At 60.2% G+C, this 13,861-nt stretch carries 16 protein-coding genes; 11 read left to right on the top strand and 5 right to left on the bottom strand.

What is annotated here, in order from left to right; translation table 11 throughout:
* Positions 1-39: 39 nt before the first annotated feature.
* Positions 40-603, bottom strand: a complete 564-nt coding sequence (locus tag Q1A34_RS15165; RefSeq protein ID WP_300035845.1) for a GcrA family cell cycle regulator — start codon at positions 601-603, stop codon at positions 40-42.
* A gap of 104 nt (positions 604-707) precedes the next feature.
* A complete protein-coding gene (locus Q1A34_RS15160; RefSeq protein WP_300035840.1) occupies positions 708-1,610 on the bottom strand; it encodes a DMT family transporter in 903 nt (300 codons plus the stop codon).
* 255 nt (positions 1,611-1,865) lie between these two features.
* Between Q1A34_RS15160 and Q1A34_RS15155 the strand changes: the two genes are divergently transcribed.
* A complete protein-coding gene (locus tag Q1A34_RS15155; protein ID WP_300035837.1) occupies positions 1,866-3,041 on the top strand; it encodes an aspartate aminotransferase family protein in 1,176 nt (391 codons plus the stop codon).
* Between the two features lie 30 nt (positions 3,042-3,071).
* Positions 3,072-3,977 (top strand): ornithine carbamoyltransferase, encoded by a 906-nt coding sequence (gene argF, locus Q1A34_RS15150; protein WP_300035834.1) that lies wholly within the window; start codon positions 3,072-3,074, stop codon positions 3,975-3,977.
* Between the two features lie 4 nt (positions 3,978-3,981).
* Here the strand turns inward: argF and hrpB are convergent, their stop codons facing one another.
* The gene (hrpB, locus tag Q1A34_RS15145) at positions 3,982-6,417 is read right to left on the bottom strand and encodes an ATP-dependent helicase HrpB (RefSeq protein WP_300036714.1); all 2,436 of its coding nucleotides are present in this window, start codon (positions 6,415-6,417) and stop codon (positions 3,982-3,984) included.
* Positions 6,418-6,511: 94 nt separating this feature from the next.
* Here hrpB and meaB point away from each other — a divergent pair, with 94 nt between their 5' ends.
* From meaB to Q1A34_RS15125, 4 genes are all read left to right on the top strand, one after another.
* The gene (gene meaB, locus Q1A34_RS15140; protein ID WP_300035831.1) at positions 6,512-7,498 is read left to right on the top strand and encodes a methylmalonyl Co-A mutase-associated GTPase MeaB; all 987 of its coding nucleotides are present in this window, start codon (positions 6,512-6,514) and stop codon (positions 7,496-7,498) included.
* 141 nt (positions 7,499-7,639) lie between these two features.
* The gene (gene rpmB / locus Q1A34_RS15135) at positions 7,640-7,939 is read left to right on the top strand and encodes a 50S ribosomal protein L28 (protein ID WP_300035828.1); all 300 of its coding nucleotides are present in this window, start codon (positions 7,640-7,642) and stop codon (positions 7,937-7,939) included.
* 102 nt (positions 7,940-8,041) lie between these two features.
* Positions 8,042-8,389, top strand: a complete 348-nt coding sequence (locus Q1A34_RS15130; protein ID WP_300035825.1) for a DUF2946 family protein — start codon at positions 8,042-8,044, stop codon at positions 8,387-8,389.
* Positions 8,390-8,433: 44 nt separating this feature from the next.
* On the top strand, positions 8,434-8,937 hold the full coding sequence (locus Q1A34_RS15125) for a copper chaperone PCu(A)C (RefSeq protein ID WP_300035822.1): 504 nt from the start codon (positions 8,434-8,436) through the stop codon (positions 8,935-8,937).
* Between the two features lie 17 nt (positions 8,938-8,954).
* On the opposite strand, the gene Q1A34_RS15120 is transcribed toward Q1A34_RS15125, so the two are convergent.
* Positions 8,955-9,650 carry an NAD-dependent deacylase gene (locus tag Q1A34_RS15120; protein ID WP_300036711.1) on the bottom strand — a complete coding sequence of 232 codons (696 nt, stop codon included), beginning with the start codon at positions 9,648-9,650 and terminating at the stop codon, positions 8,955-8,957.
* A gap of 27 nt (positions 9,651-9,677) precedes the next feature.
* A complete protein-coding gene (locus Q1A34_RS15115) occupies positions 9,678-10,640 on the bottom strand; it encodes a LysR family transcriptional regulator (RefSeq protein WP_300035819.1) in 963 nt (320 codons plus the stop codon).
* A 167-nt stretch (positions 10,641-10,807) separates the two neighbouring features.
* Here Q1A34_RS15115 and Q1A34_RS15110 point away from each other — a divergent pair, with 167 nt between their 5' ends.
* The 5 genes from Q1A34_RS15110 (at position 10,808) to yacG (ending at position 13,767) form a co-directional block, all read left to right on the top strand.
* A complete protein-coding gene (locus tag Q1A34_RS15110; RefSeq protein WP_300035816.1) occupies positions 10,808-11,683 on the top strand; it encodes a carbon-nitrogen hydrolase family protein in 876 nt (291 codons plus the stop codon).
* 79 nt (positions 11,684-11,762) lie between these two features.
* Entirely contained in the window at positions 11,763-11,981 is a 219-nt protein-coding gene (gene infA / locus Q1A34_RS15105) for a translation initiation factor IF-1 (protein WP_005978431.1), read from the top strand.
* 3 nt (positions 11,982-11,984) lie between these two features.
* Entirely contained in the window at positions 11,985-12,551 is a 567-nt protein-coding gene (locus Q1A34_RS15100; RefSeq protein WP_300035813.1) for a nucleoside triphosphate pyrophosphatase, read from the top strand.
* On the top strand, positions 12,548-13,570 hold the full coding sequence (locus Q1A34_RS15095; protein WP_300035810.1) for a ribonuclease E/G: 1,023 nt from the start codon (positions 12,548-12,550) through the stop codon (positions 13,568-13,570). Before Q1A34_RS15100 ends, Q1A34_RS15095 begins: the two co-directional genes overlap by 4 nt.
* Positions 13,567-13,767, top strand: coding sequence for a DNA gyrase inhibitor YacG (yacG, locus tag Q1A34_RS15090; protein ID WP_300035807.1), 201 nt, complete (start codon positions 13,567-13,569; stop codon positions 13,765-13,767). The genes Q1A34_RS15095 and yacG overlap by 4 nt, the downstream gene beginning before the upstream one ends.
* Positions 13,768-13,861 lie beyond the last annotated feature (94 nt).

Raw genomic sequence — 13,861 nt, 5'->3', positions numbered from 1 at the left:
AACTCACCATTGCGTTGGAAAAATTTCAGCGAAGCGGTCTCAGCGGCGTCTGTCGCGGCGCGATGACATTGGCTGGAATGCCACGCCGACATGCGCCTCGCAGTATGGCTTGCCTTGCTGAACGGGCAGGCCGCAAAACCAGAAATGATCGGTTGCCGGGTCTCCCACGGGCCATTTGCAGGTCCGCTCGGTAAGTTCCATCAGAGAGAGCTTTTTTGCCTTTTTCTCGATCTCGGACACTTTGGCCAGCGCTTCTGGGCTGATCTCATTGGCCGAGGGCTGAGGCGGAAGCGGCTGACCTGCCGGAATGATCTGCTTGCGTGCGGGCAGCGGTTTTGGTGCCGCGGGCTCCGCCTCTGCACGTGCTGCAGGTTCTGCTGGTTTAGGGGCGGGCTTTGGCCTGGCTTCGGCTTTGGGCGCTGGCTTTGCCTTGGCCTCGGGCTTGGCAGCAGCCGTTGCACGGTTTGACAGACCCAGCCTGTGCACTTTGCCGATGACCGCGTTGCGGGTCACCCCGCCCAGCTCCTTGGCGATCTGGCTGGCGGACTGGCCCTCCCCCCACATCTTTTTGAGCATCTCAACGCGTTCGTCGGTCCAGGACATCGGATATTCCTTACGTCAAAAGCGGCCCTGTTTCCCGGACCGCTCTGTCATTTCGTCAGTGCTCTATTTTAAGCAACGCGCGGCGAGTTACAAGCGGTGAACGGTCAGCTTTGTGGATTGGGTGCCGCCGGGCGGGCGCTGGCCTCACGGATTGCCAGAATGATACCGCCTGTCAGGATAACACAGGCACCCAGAATGGTGACAAAATCCGGGAACTGCCCGAAAAAAACCATGTCGTAAACCGCCGCAAAAAGCAGGGTGCCATAGCTGAAAGGCGCTATGAAGCTGGCATCCGCCCGGGCCATGGCGTTGACAAAACAGGCCTGGGCCGCGGCCATACAGCTGCCCAGAGCCACCAGCAGCATCCACTGCTGAGGTGTCGGCGGTTCCCAGGCAGCCAGAACAGCCAGCGATGACAGGAGCAGGCCGAGAAAGTTGTTGATCAGCAGAATTTGAAAGGCAGTCTCGCGCCCGGCCAGTTTTTTGATGAAAATGAGTTCCATTCCCATCAGCATCGCAGCACCAAGTGCCAGAAGGCTTGCGGCCTGAAAGCTCTCCGGGGTAGGGCGCAGCAGGATCATTGCCCCGGCAATGGCCATCGCCGCCGCCGACCACCGGATGCGCCCCACTTTTTCCCCCAGCAATGGAATTGCCAGCATCATTCCGAAAACCGGGTTGAGAAATGTAATCGCGGTCGCATCGGCCAGCGGGATCCATGCCACTGACGCAAACATGAGCGTGACACCGGCCCACCCAAAGGCAGTACGCGCCAGATGCAGCCGCCACGCAGGCCGCTGTAATTGCGGACGGATCATGGCAGCCACCGCCGCAATTGTCATAAAGGCAAAGACAAACCGGCCGTGTGATATCTGCAAGGGATGCAGCGCGGGGCCAAAGGCCGTGCTGCCCAGCGTTTTTGCGATCAGCATCGTGCCGGCAATAAAGGCTGTGGCAACGGCCATCAGGACGAGGGCAAGCCTGGGATTTTGCGCGGTTGTTGCAGCCATGCCGCCCTATGCGCCCGAACCCGTTTGCTGACAAGAGCACAAAAGGCTTTTCTTCCGCGCTTTCCCGGGTTAGCCAGCAGCATGATCACCTTGCAGACATATCCGGTCCGACGACGCCTGAGCGCCTGAACCACCACTGCGTGATCCCGGGCCCTGTGCCCATTGTTTTCCTCCTCTTTAAAAAATGTTGACCTGCTCCAGAGGCTCATGCACGTTCCGTGCTTCAGCCAGAGCGCATCTGACAAGGACGATCCGATGATCCCGACCATACTGCCGACTTATTCCCGTGCCCCGATGAGCTTTGTAAAAGGCGAAGGCTCCTGGTTGGTGGAAGCAGACGGGCGACGTTTTCTGGATCTGGGTGCGGGCATTGCGGTCAATGCGCTGGGGCATGCGCATCCGGCACTGGTTGCGGCACTGACGGATCAGGCCGGGGCACTGTGGCACACGTCCAATCTGTACCAGATCCCAAAGCAGCAGGAGCTGGCGGACAAACTGACTGCGCACACATTTGCAGATACGGTATTCTTTACCAATTCAGGTACCGAGTCCTGTGAACTGGCGGTCAAAATGGCACGCAAGTATTGGTTCGACAAAGATCAGCCGGAGCGGACGGAGATCATTACGTTCTCCGGTTCGTTTCATGGACGCTCCGCTGCTGGAATTGCCGCAGCAGGATCAGAGAAAATGACCAAAGGGTTTGGTCCGCTGCTGCCCGGGTTTGTTCATCTGGAATTTGGGGATCATGACGCCCTTACCGCTGCGATCACTGAAAATACCGCAGCCATTCTGATCGAGCCTGTTCAGGGCGAAGGCGGTATCCGTCCGGTGCCGGACCAGTGTCTGAAAGGGCTGCGCGATCTGTGTGATGAGCACGGCATCCTGCTGATCCTCGATGAGGTACAGTGCGGCGTGGGCCGCACGGGCAGGCTTTTTGCGCATGAATGGGCCGGGATCTCGCCTGATATCATGATGGTGGCCAAAGGGATCGGGGGCGGCTTTCCCCTGGGTGCTGTGCTGGCGACCGAAGAGGCCGCCTCGGGGATGACGGCAGGAACCCATGGCTCGACCTATGGCGGCAACCCACTGGGCTGTGCCGTTGGCTGTGCAGTGATGGATGTCATCGCAGACCGCGATTTTCTGGCGGAGGTAAACCGCAAAGCCGGATTGCTGCGCCAGAAGCTGGAAGGGCTGATCGCTGCCCATCCGGATGTCTTTGAGAGCGTGCGGGGCAGCGGTCTGATGCTGGGGATACGGTGCAGGGCTGCGAACACGGATATCGTCGCGGCGGGATATGCCAGTGAAGTGCTGACTGTTCCTGCGGCAGACAATGTCATCCGCCTTCTGCCTGCGTTGACGATCTCGGACAATGAGATCGCTGAAGCCGTCTCGCGTCTGGACGCGGCTGCCACAGCCGTTTCCGCTGCCTGACCCTGATCCTTTTTTGAAAAGTCCGATAACATGAACCATTTTCTGGATATCCATACCACTGACCCGGCTGAATTGCGCGGCATCATTGACAGTGCCGCTGCAATGAAGGCTGCCCGTGCGGGCCGCCCCCGGGGGGCGCTGGACGAGGCGCAGCCGCTCCGGGACCACATGGTCGCGCTGATCTTTGAAAAACCCTCGACACGGACCCGCGTTTCCTTTGATGTCGGGGTGCGGCAGATGGGCGGTCAGACGATGGTGCTGTCCGGCACAGACATGCAGCTTGGCCACGGGGAAACCATCGCCGATACCGCGCGGGTACTGAGCCGGTACGTTGACCTGATCATGATCCGGACCTTTGAGGAGGCGACACTGCTGGAGATGGCAGAACACGCGACTGTTCCGGTCATAAACGGTCTGACCAACCGCACACATCCCTGCCAGATCATGGCGGATGTGATGACGTTCGAGGAGCACAGCGGGCCGATAAAAGGGCGCAGGGTCGTCTGGTCGGGCGATGGCAACAACGTTTTTGCGAGCTTTGCGCACGCGGCCCGGCAGTTTGATTTCGACCTGGTCTTTACCGGCCCGCCCCCGCTGGATCCTGAACCCGCACTTGAGGGGATGTATTCGATCGAACGCGACCCGGCAAAGGCGGTTCAGGGGGCTGATCTGGTGGTTACAGACACCTGGGTTTCCATGCACGATCCGCAGTCTGCGCGCGAACGTCGTCACAACCAGCTGCGGGGGTATCAGGTCAACGCGGATTTGATGGCGCAGGCAAAACCTGATGCGCTGTTTATGCATTGTCTGCCGGCGCATCGCGATGACGAGGCAACATCCGAAGTAATGGACGGGCCGCATTCGGTGATCTTTGACGAGGCCGAAAACCGGCTGCACGCGCAGAAAGCGATCATGCGCTGGTGTCTCCAGCGCTGAAAAATCAGCTCTTTCGTGGCTTGGCGCGCAGTGTCGGGTCGGCCGCTGTCGGGTCTTCTGGCCAGGGGTGTTTGGGATAGCGCCCGCGCATGTCTTTGCGCACATCCGCATAGGATGACGCCCAGAAGCCGGGCAGATCCTCTGTCACCTGCACGGGTCTGCGCGCGGGCGAGAGCAGGGTCAGCTGCAACGGCGTTCCGGCAACTGTCGGATGTCGCGTCACACCAAAGAGTTCCTGCAGGCGCAGAGAAATCTGTGGCTGGGCACCTTCATAACTGATGGCTACGCGGTTCCCCAGGGGTGTCGTAAAATGCGCAGGCGCTTCGCGGTCAAGCTGCTGCATCTGGTCCCAGCTCAGCCTGGCGCGCAGGGCATCCGTGATGTCGAACCGTTTCCAGTCGGACGTTGTGCGGACACCATGTATGTGCGGCATCAGCCAGTCCTCAAGCGTGTCCAGCAGGTGTTCTTCGCCGAAATCCGGAAAAGCGGTTGCAGACTGCAGCAGCCGGGCCCGCGCCAGAAAGCGTTCCGCAGAAGCAGAGGGCAGCAATCCCAATTGCCGGACACCTGTCAGCATGGCGGCCGCAATGTCTTCGGGGGGTGCGTCCTGCCATATACGATCCGCCAGGACGAGCGCGCCGAAGCGCTCCTGGCGGCGCGTCATAACCCGCCCCTCGCGACGCGACCACTGGCACAGGTTTTGCCAGGTGATCTGATCGGCGAAGGTTTCGCGCAGATCTGCTTCGCTGATCTCCAGTGCCTGTCTGATTTTCGCCTCGCGCGGATCCCCGTCGAGGCTGGTCGCCACAATCAGGCGGGCACCGGACAGAGGATCGCCCTGTGGGATCACAGCACCCTTACCACCAGAAAGCACATAGCGTGGTGCATCGCCGCTGCGTCGAAAGCCCACACGGTCCGGATAGGCCAGTGCTGCCAGGACGGCGGTTTCTTCAGGGCCGCCTCCGGTTATCTGCTGTGCAAGTCTTCTGGCTTCTTCGCGAATGCGCGAGAGGGTCGACCGGTCGGGCACGCGCCCTGTGTCGCGTTCGAAACCACCCGGATCCGCTACGGCCCTGACACGCAGCGACAGGTCCACAGGTGCATCACGCAAAACATCGCGTTCGGACAGGATTGCCGCCAGCTGCGGTGCAGATCTGCCCCCTTTTGCAACCATATGTGCAAGCCGGGGATGCAGCGGAAGGGACGCCAGTTGCCTGCCGTGAGCCGTGATACGGTCATCCCCGTCCAGCGCACCGAGCATTTTCAGAACCGATCTGGCTTCTTCGAGGCGCCCCGCGTGAGGCGGTGTCACGAACGCCATATCCGCAGCTTTGCTCCCCCAGACGGCCAGCTCAAGGGCAAACCCCGCCAGATCACCAGCCTCGATCTCTGCCGGCGGCTGAGCGGCCAGCGCGCCATCTTCGCCGCGGGTCCAGAGCCTGAAGCAGTCACCGGGTGCTACGCGTCCGGCACGTCCCATGCGCTGGGTGGCTTCAGCGCGCGAGACGCGCGTTGTAACAAGGCGCGACATTCCGGATGACGGATCGGATTCCGCCCGGCGGGACAGGCCCGCATCCACCACAATGCGTATCCCTTCGATGGTCAGCGATGTTTCCGCGATGGACGTGGCCAGCACGACTTTGCGCCCGGTTTCCGCGGGTCTGATTGCTGCGCGCTGTGCACGAAAATCCATCGCGCCGAACAGAGGGTGAAGCGTAACGCCGTTCGGCAACCGGCGCCGCAACGCGGCTTCTGTACGGCGAATTTCGCCTTCGCCCGGCAGGAACACCAGGGCGCTGCCCTCTGAGGCAGACAGAGCGTGTAGTGTCAGATCGGCGACGGCCTGCTCAAGGCGTTCCTTGCCACGCGGGCGGGGCAGAAAGTGCTCGGTGACAGCAAAGGCCCGTCCCTGGGATGTCAGGATTTCGGCCTGCATCAGACCGGCGACCGGTCCGGCATCCAGTGTCGCTGACATTGCGACCAGCAACAGATCGTCGCGCAGCGCCGATGCAACCTCGAGACAAAGCGCAAGGCCAAGGTCAGCGTTCAGAGAGCGCTCGTGGAACTCGTCGAAAATGACGGCACCAACCCCCGGCAGGTCGGGCGTCTCCTGCAGCATCCGTGTCAGGATGCCTTCGGTGATCACCTCGATCCGTGTGGATTTGCTGGTTTTGGACGCGCCCCGCATCCTGTAGCCCACCGTCTGGCCTGGTTCTTCGTTCAGAGTTGCCGCCATTCTGTCGGCTGCGGCCCGTGCGGCCAGCCGGCGCGGCTCCAGCATCAGAATGCGCCCGTCCGTGAGGCCCGCCTCCAGGATGGCCAGCGGCACCCGCGTGGTTTTGCCTGCGCCGGGCGGTGCCTGCAACACAACGCGTCTGTCGCGCCGGAGAACATCCGTAACGCGTTGCAGGATATCATCAATGGGCAGGGAAAACCGCATGTGCCCTGCATAGCGAAACCGCAACGGCGCGCCAAGCACTGGACTTTTGCCGTACAAGACCGGAAAACCTGTCAGGGAAACGCAGGGCAGGGCCATGGATATCGCAGAACTTGCACAGGGAGTTGCCAACGGACAGCGCCGGGCGCTGGCCCGTGCAATTACGCTTGTGGAAAGCGCGCGCTCTGATCACCGGGCACAGGCCGCTGAACTGCTGGAAGTGCTGCCCAAAGACCGCCAGGCGCTGCGGATCGGACTTTCCGGCACACCGGGCGTCGGCAAATCAACTTTTATCGAAAGCTTTGGGATGATGCTGACAGGGCAGGGGCTGAAAGTTGCTGTCCTTGCTGTGGATCCTTCGTCCAGCCGTTCCGGTGGCTCGATCCTGGGGGATAAGACGCGGATGGACAGGCTGTCCCGCGACCCGAACGCTTTTATCCGCCCTTCGCCAAGTCAGACGCATCTGGGCGGTGTTGCGCGCCGGTCGCGTGAAGCGGTTGCTCTGTGCGAAGCGGCGGGCTTTGACACAGTTCTGATCGAGACAGTGGGTGTCGGGCAGTCAGAGACGGTAGTGGCAGAGATGTCTGACGTCTTTTTGTTGTTGCTCGCTCCAGCGGGTGGCGATGAGTTGCAGGGCGTGAAGCGTGGTATCATGGAAATCGCCGACATGATTGTCGTGAACAAGGCAGATGGCGATCTGAAAGCAGCAGCCACACGGACCTGTGCGGATTATTCCGGCGCGTTGCGCCTGCTTCGCAAACGCCCGCAGGATCCGGAGGGCTACCCCCGCGCGGTGATGGTCTCTGCCTTGCACGACGAAGGCCTTGCAGGGGTCTGGGAGGATCTCAACGCGCTTGTGGCCTGGCGCCGGGATGCCGGATTCTGGGACAGAACGCGTGCGGATCAGGCGCGTTACTGGTTTGGCCAGGACGTCAGAAATGCGCTGCTGTCCCAGCTGGAAAACCCCGGCGCGCGACAAACGCTCGCGGCACTTGGTGAAGCAGTTGCAGCGGGTGAATTACGACCATCTGCAGCGGCAGAAGAGTTTATCGCCCGGTTGCACGGCAACACGGGGTCAAAGTAGCCGAAACCTGTCCTGCGCGGGTTGACGCTTTGCGCGATTCCCACTAAAGCCAGCGAACGAATTTCCGGGGCGTGGCCTGAGGCTGCCCCCTTTTGTCGTTTACCGGACCGCCGGGGCGACGTGAGAAAAAAGGAAGAACCCATGTCACGCGTTTGCGAACTGACCGGAAAAGGCCCGATGACTGGCAACAATGTCAGCCATGCCAACAACAAAACACGCCGGCGTTTTCTGCCGAACCTGAATGATGTGACCCTGCAGTCCGAAGCACTGGGTCGCAGCTTTAAGTTCCGCATTTCCGCTGCTGCTCTGCGTACAGTCGATCACCGTGGTGGCCTCGACAAGTTCCTGGCAAAAGCGAAGGACGCTGAGCTGTCCCCGAATGCGCTGAAAGTCAAAAAAGCCATCGCGAACTCCTCGGACACTGCTGAAGCACTCAGCTGATCTGACCGACAGGACGAACAGACCGGACCCTGCCCTGCAACGGGCAGGGTTCGCGTCGTTTTGGCACAGGGCAAGTGCTCTGCGTCCGGGTATATCTGAAGCATGAATGCGGTACTGAAATCCTGGCTGGCCTGTGTTCTCTGTCTGGTGCTGATTGCAACCGGCCAGAGCATGGCCGTTGCGCGCGGTGCGGCGGCGGCGACAGGTCAGATGGTGATCTGCACCGGCTCTGTCACTAAAACAGTCTACACAGACACCCAGGGCAATCCGACCTCAGCACCTCATATCTGCCCGGAATGCACAGCTGCGGCGATCGCGCCGACTGCAACAAGGGACACTGTTTGCAGCCCGGTCCGTGCGGAAACCTTACTGGTCCTGCCAGGCTATTCCGTACCAGGGGCGCGGCTGGCTCTTGCGCGGGACAACCGAACCCGGGCGCCTCCCTTCTGATCTGATTTCAGCGTTTACAACTTCAGATCAGACAGGAGACAGTTATGTCCTTTCAAACCTTTCTGCGCGGCGCGGCTCTTTCTGCGCTCTGCGTTCTCCCCGGTGCTGCACTTGCCGGTGACATCGTTATCACCGATGCCTATGCGCGCGTGTCCAGACCAAATGCACCAACGGGTGCCGCTTTCATGATGATCCGCAATGCCGGTTCAACGGATGACCGGCTCGTCAGCGTGACCTCCGATGTGGCCAAACGTGTCGAGTTGCACACCCACAAGGATCAGGGCGACGGCGTCATGAAAATGACGGAACTGGAGGACGGCATCATCCTTCCTGCCGGTGCTGCACATATGATGAAACGCGGCGGCGACCATGTGATGTTCATGGGGATTGAGATGCCGCTGGAGCAGGGCAGCGAGGTCATCGTGGTCTTCACTTTCGAAAAGGCCGGAGAGGTTTCGGTCACGATCCCCGTAGACAACGAGCGCAAACCAGAGCACACCGGTATGTCGCATGATCACAGCAAAATGGATCATGGCGCCACTGACTGACCGCGTCTGCTCCGCGCTCAGGAGCCCAGAACTTCTGCGACCCAGTCCGGCAGTGTCCGGGTCGCAGGACCAAGGCGGATATCATCGAACTGGCTGCCCACTTCAGAGGGTTCCAGATTGAATTCAATGGTTTGCGCGCCATGTCGCCTCGCTTCTGCGACGAAACCGGCAGCAGGGTACACATTGCCGGAAGTGCCGATGCTGACAAAGAGGTCCGCCCCGCTCAGGTGGTCGAATATCTCGTCCATGTCATAGGGCATCTCGCCGAACCATACGATATCCGGACGTGCCGCCGGCGCATTGCATTGCGGGCAGCTGTCTCCCGGCGACATCCGGTCGGGCGCTGGCCAGCGGTGCTCACAGGCACCGCACAACGCCCCTGTGAGTGCGCCATGCATATGCATCACGCGCTGGCTTCCCGCTTTCTCGTGCAGGTCATCGACGTTTTGCGTGATCAGGATGACCTCGCCGCTGAACCCGGCTTCCAGCCGGGCGAGTGCCTCATGACCCGCATTCGGACTGGCCGCTGCCGCCTGCGCGCGCCGGGCGTTGTAGAAGTCCATGACCAGCTGTGGGTTTCGCGCGAACCCTTCCGGCGTCGCGACGTCCTCGATCCTGTGCTCCGCCCAGAGGCCTCCCTCGGCACGAAAGGTTCCCAGCCCGCTTTCGGCAGAGATGCCCGCACCAGTCAGGATAACGATTTTTTGCGGCATCATTCCAGCTCCATTCTTATGCGCCTGTTACCGGTCCAGTATACGCAGCTCATCTGCAAGAAAAGGCAGGTCTGCCAGAGCAGGATCGGTCATCTCGCTCTTCATCAGGCGGCGCAGCGTATCTGCAATGTCGCGCGGCACGTCCCCATCCCATTCCGGTGTCGTAATCAGCGAGATCTGTCGCGCAAATGGTGTCATTGGCAGGGGCAGCGCTTCGAGAGCGCCGTGAAACCGCTGCGCGCGCATGTATCCCAGAGGCGTGGTAATTGCCCATCCGATGCCTCTGGCGACCATTGCCATCAGCGCCTGGTGGCTGCCGATTTCGAACAGTTTTGGCAGGACAATGCCCTGTTTTTCCAGGGCTGCCTCTGTCTGAACGCTGATCAGCTGGTCCTGTTCATAGCGCAGAAACGGCAGGCTGCGCTGACTGAACAGTGTCTGCGAGCTGAGCCCGGCACCGCGCGGGACGACGGCCATAAAAGGGTCGCGGGCGAGCGGGTGCTCAACGATATTGTCAGGCATGTTTTCTGCGGTTGCAGTAACAGCCAGCTGCAGGTTCTGCTCAGCCACCGCGGCTGTGAGATCATGGCTGGAAGCGGTGGTCATCTGAAAACTGCAGCCGGTCAGACTGTCTGCGAGGATCGTTGCCAGCCTGGGCGTGATATTATCGTCAAAGTCATCGATTATTCCGATGCTCAGGGACCTGACATGCGCCAGATCCATTACGGTCATTTCGCTTTGAGCCTTGCGCAGCTCTGCCAGCGCTTTTTCCGTACGTACCAGAAAAGTTTTTCCGGCCTGCGTCAGGCGCATCGGCCGGCGCGAGTGATCAACAAGCTCGGTTTCGAGTGCGGCTTCCAGATTGCGCATCTGCTGGCTTACGGCCGGCTGGCTGAGGCCGGTTTGCATTGCTGTTTTGGCAACTGATCCGGTTCCGGCAAGCGATTCAAACACTTCCAGTCCGCGCAGTGTAACGCCTTTCATTGTCATGGTGGTCTTTCGTGCTGCTTTCTGTTTTTTTTAATCTGACCGGTGAAAAATTCAACGTTTTATATCGATCCCAGATTATTTATTCGGAAAATGTAAAAGGTACATGACACCTTGTCAGCGTGCATCTTATTGCAGACGATGCGGGAAACGCCTTTAGGAGACATTTTGTGAAAGCCGCCGCCGCCGCCTATCCTCTGGATTTTCTGACATCCTGGGCGCAATACGAGGACAAGATTTATACCTGGGTCCGCGAAGCCGCCGGAAAAGGTGCCGAGCTTCTGGTTTTTCCCGAATACGGTGCCATGGAGCTTGCGACGCTTGCAGGAAAAGATGTCGCCGCTGACCTGGAGGCATCATTGTTTGCGGTCTCGGACCGGCTGGCGGATGCCGACGCACTGCATGTCCGGCTGGCCGAAGAATTCAGCGTTCACATCCTCGCAGCCTCCGGTCCGGCGGCGACCAGAGCGAGGCCGGTTAACCGCGCGCGCCTCTTTGCGCCGGGCGACAGGCATGGCGTTCAGGACAAACAGATAATGACCCGGTTTGAACGCGATGTCTGGCGGGTTCAGGGCGGCGGCCCGCTGCAGGTTTTCGATACGGCCTTGGGTAAAATCGGCGTTCTCATCTGCTATGATGCCGAGTTTCCCCTGCTTGGGAGGGCACTGGCGGAATGTGATTACATTCTCGTGCCGTCCTGTACCGAAGCCTTGACGGGGTACTGGCGGGTGCGCATCGGTGCCATGGCACGCGCTCTGGAGAACCAGTGTGTGACCATCATGTCCTCACTTGTGGGCGAGGCGGCATGGTCCGATGCGGTGGATGTCACGACAGGTGCGGGGGGTGTTTTCGGGCCGCCGGATACAGGATTTCCATCTGATGGTGTCCTGGCCGTTGGGGAAACAGGTCGTCCCGGATGGACATTTGCCGAGATTGACCCAACGCGGATTGCGCATGTGCGCGCGGATGGCGTCGTGCTGAACAAAACGCACTGGACAGAGCAGACGGGCCGTGACGCCGGTGCCACAATTGTGCAGTTGCGCTGAATTGCTCTTGAAATAACGGTCAAACAAGCGCATTTAAGCGGCGTTCACACCCTGGTGGACGTGCAAATCAGGAGAAACCATGGCCAAGGAAGATACGCTCGAATTCCCCGGTGTCGTCAAGGAACTCCTGCCAAATGCGACATTTCGGGTCGAGCTTGAAAACGGCCATGAGATTATCGCACATACGGCAGGCAAAATGCGCAAGAACCGCATCCGCGTTCTGGCAGGCGACAAGGTGCAGGTCGAGATGACCCCCTATGATCTGACCAAGGGTCGGATCAACTACCGCTTTAAATAACCCTTGTTTATTCTCGGGTCAGGCTCGCCGCGCCGCAAGGAATTGCTGGCGCAAATCGGTGTTGTGCCGGACGAAATCAGGGCACCTGACATCGACGAGAGCCCGCAAATCGGTGAACTGCCGCGGCCATACTGCGCGCGGATGGCCCGTGAAAAAGCGCTGGCCGTCCCCGCAGAAGACGGTGACGTGGTGCTTTGTGCGGATACCACCGTGGCCCTGGGGCGACGCATCCTTGGAAAACCCGCAGATGCAGACGAGGCGCGGGCTTTTCTGAGTGCAATGTCGGGTCGCCGGCACCGCGTCATTACTGCTGTGGCGGTGCGAAAAGGTGAGCAAATTGCGGAAAAAGACGTCGTCAGCATGGTGCGGATGAAGTCTTTGTCGCAATCGGAGATTGCTGGCTATCTCGCAACAGATGACTGGCGGGGGAAAGCGGGCGGTTATGGTATCCAGGGTCCGGCGGGTGCACTGATCCCATGGATCAGTGGCTCGTTCACCGGTATTGTCGGACTCCCGCTTTCAGAGACGGCGAGCCTGTTGCAGGCCTTTGGCATAAAGGTGTTTTCATGAAAGGACGAACCGTTATTCTGGATCACTGGCAGGGCCGCGAAACCGCGGCGTTGATGGTGGACGGGCATCTGGATGATCTGCTGACGGATACTGATCAGCCGCGCCCTGGAACGGTTTATCGCGCAATCGCCGACCGGCCTGTGAAAGGGCAGGGCGGCATGTTCCTGAAAACACCTGATGGCCCTGCTTTCCTGCGCCAGATCCGTGGGCTGGCACCCGGGCAAATGATCCTCGTGCAGGTGACCGGATATGCGGAACCCGGCAAGGCGCTGCCTGTGACACAGAAACTGCTCTTCAAGAGCCGTTACGCGATCATTACGCCCGGTGCTCTGGGGCTTAACATCAGCCGCACAGTTCGTGATGAAGCCGAACGCGACCGACTGCTTGAGATCGCACATGATGCGATGGAGGGCTCAGAGGACGGTCTGATCCTGCGCTCATGCTGTGACGGCGTGGGAGGCGATGACATCGCCGACGACATTGCGGCTATGGCTGCACTTGCGGAGCGGGTCGCTACAGACACAGGGCAGGGAGCGGAGACCCTGGTCGAGGGCGACGGTCCTCACATCGTGGCATGGCGCGAGTGGACGGCACCGGCCGAGGTCAGCACCGAGCCGGGTGGCCTGGAGGTACATGGCGCGCTGGATGCCATTGAAGCCTTGCACTCACCGCGTGTTGCGCTTGAGGGTGGCGGTGCGATGTTTGTAGAGCCGACACGCGCGCTCGTTGCTGTGGACGTGAACACAGGTGCCGATGTGTCCCTGGCGGCTGGTCTGCGTGCAAATCTTGCCTGTGCCCGGGCTTTGCCCCGCGCTCTCAGGTTGCGCGGCCTGGGCGGCCAGATCGTCATCGATCCCGCACCAATGCCCAAAAAGGACCGGCGCAGTTTTGAGACGGCGCTCAGGCAGGCCCTGCGCAATGACGACACTGACACTGCGCTTGTCGGATGGACACCGCTGGGTCACTATGAACTACAGCGTAAACGTGCCCGGCTGCCATTGTCGGAGGTTTTTACGTGAGTTGTCCGATCTGCGGAAAACCTGTGGTCCAGAGCCTGCGTCCGTTCTGCTCAAAACGCTGCGCCGATCTGGATCTGGCCCGCTGGTTCAACGGTAGTTACGCGGTGGCATCTGAAGATCCTGACAGCATTGACGAGCTGCAGGAAGCTCTTGACGAGGCCGCACAATCCGAAGACAAGCTGGAAAGGCCCCACTGAAGCGCACTGTTGACGGGTTCAGACAAACCGGCAGTGTGCGTCCCTGAGCCGTGTAAAGGCCAATACGTCATCAACATCCAAAGCAATGTGTGAA

Origin of the sequence: uncultured Roseobacter sp. (assembly GCF_947491795.1) — a bacterium.
Taxonomy (GTDB): Bacteria; Pseudomonadota; Alphaproteobacteria; order Rhodobacterales; family Rhodobacteraceae; genus Roseobacter.
Note: the sequence above shows the minus strand (reverse complement) of the source record. Positions and strands in the feature narration are given on the sequence as shown.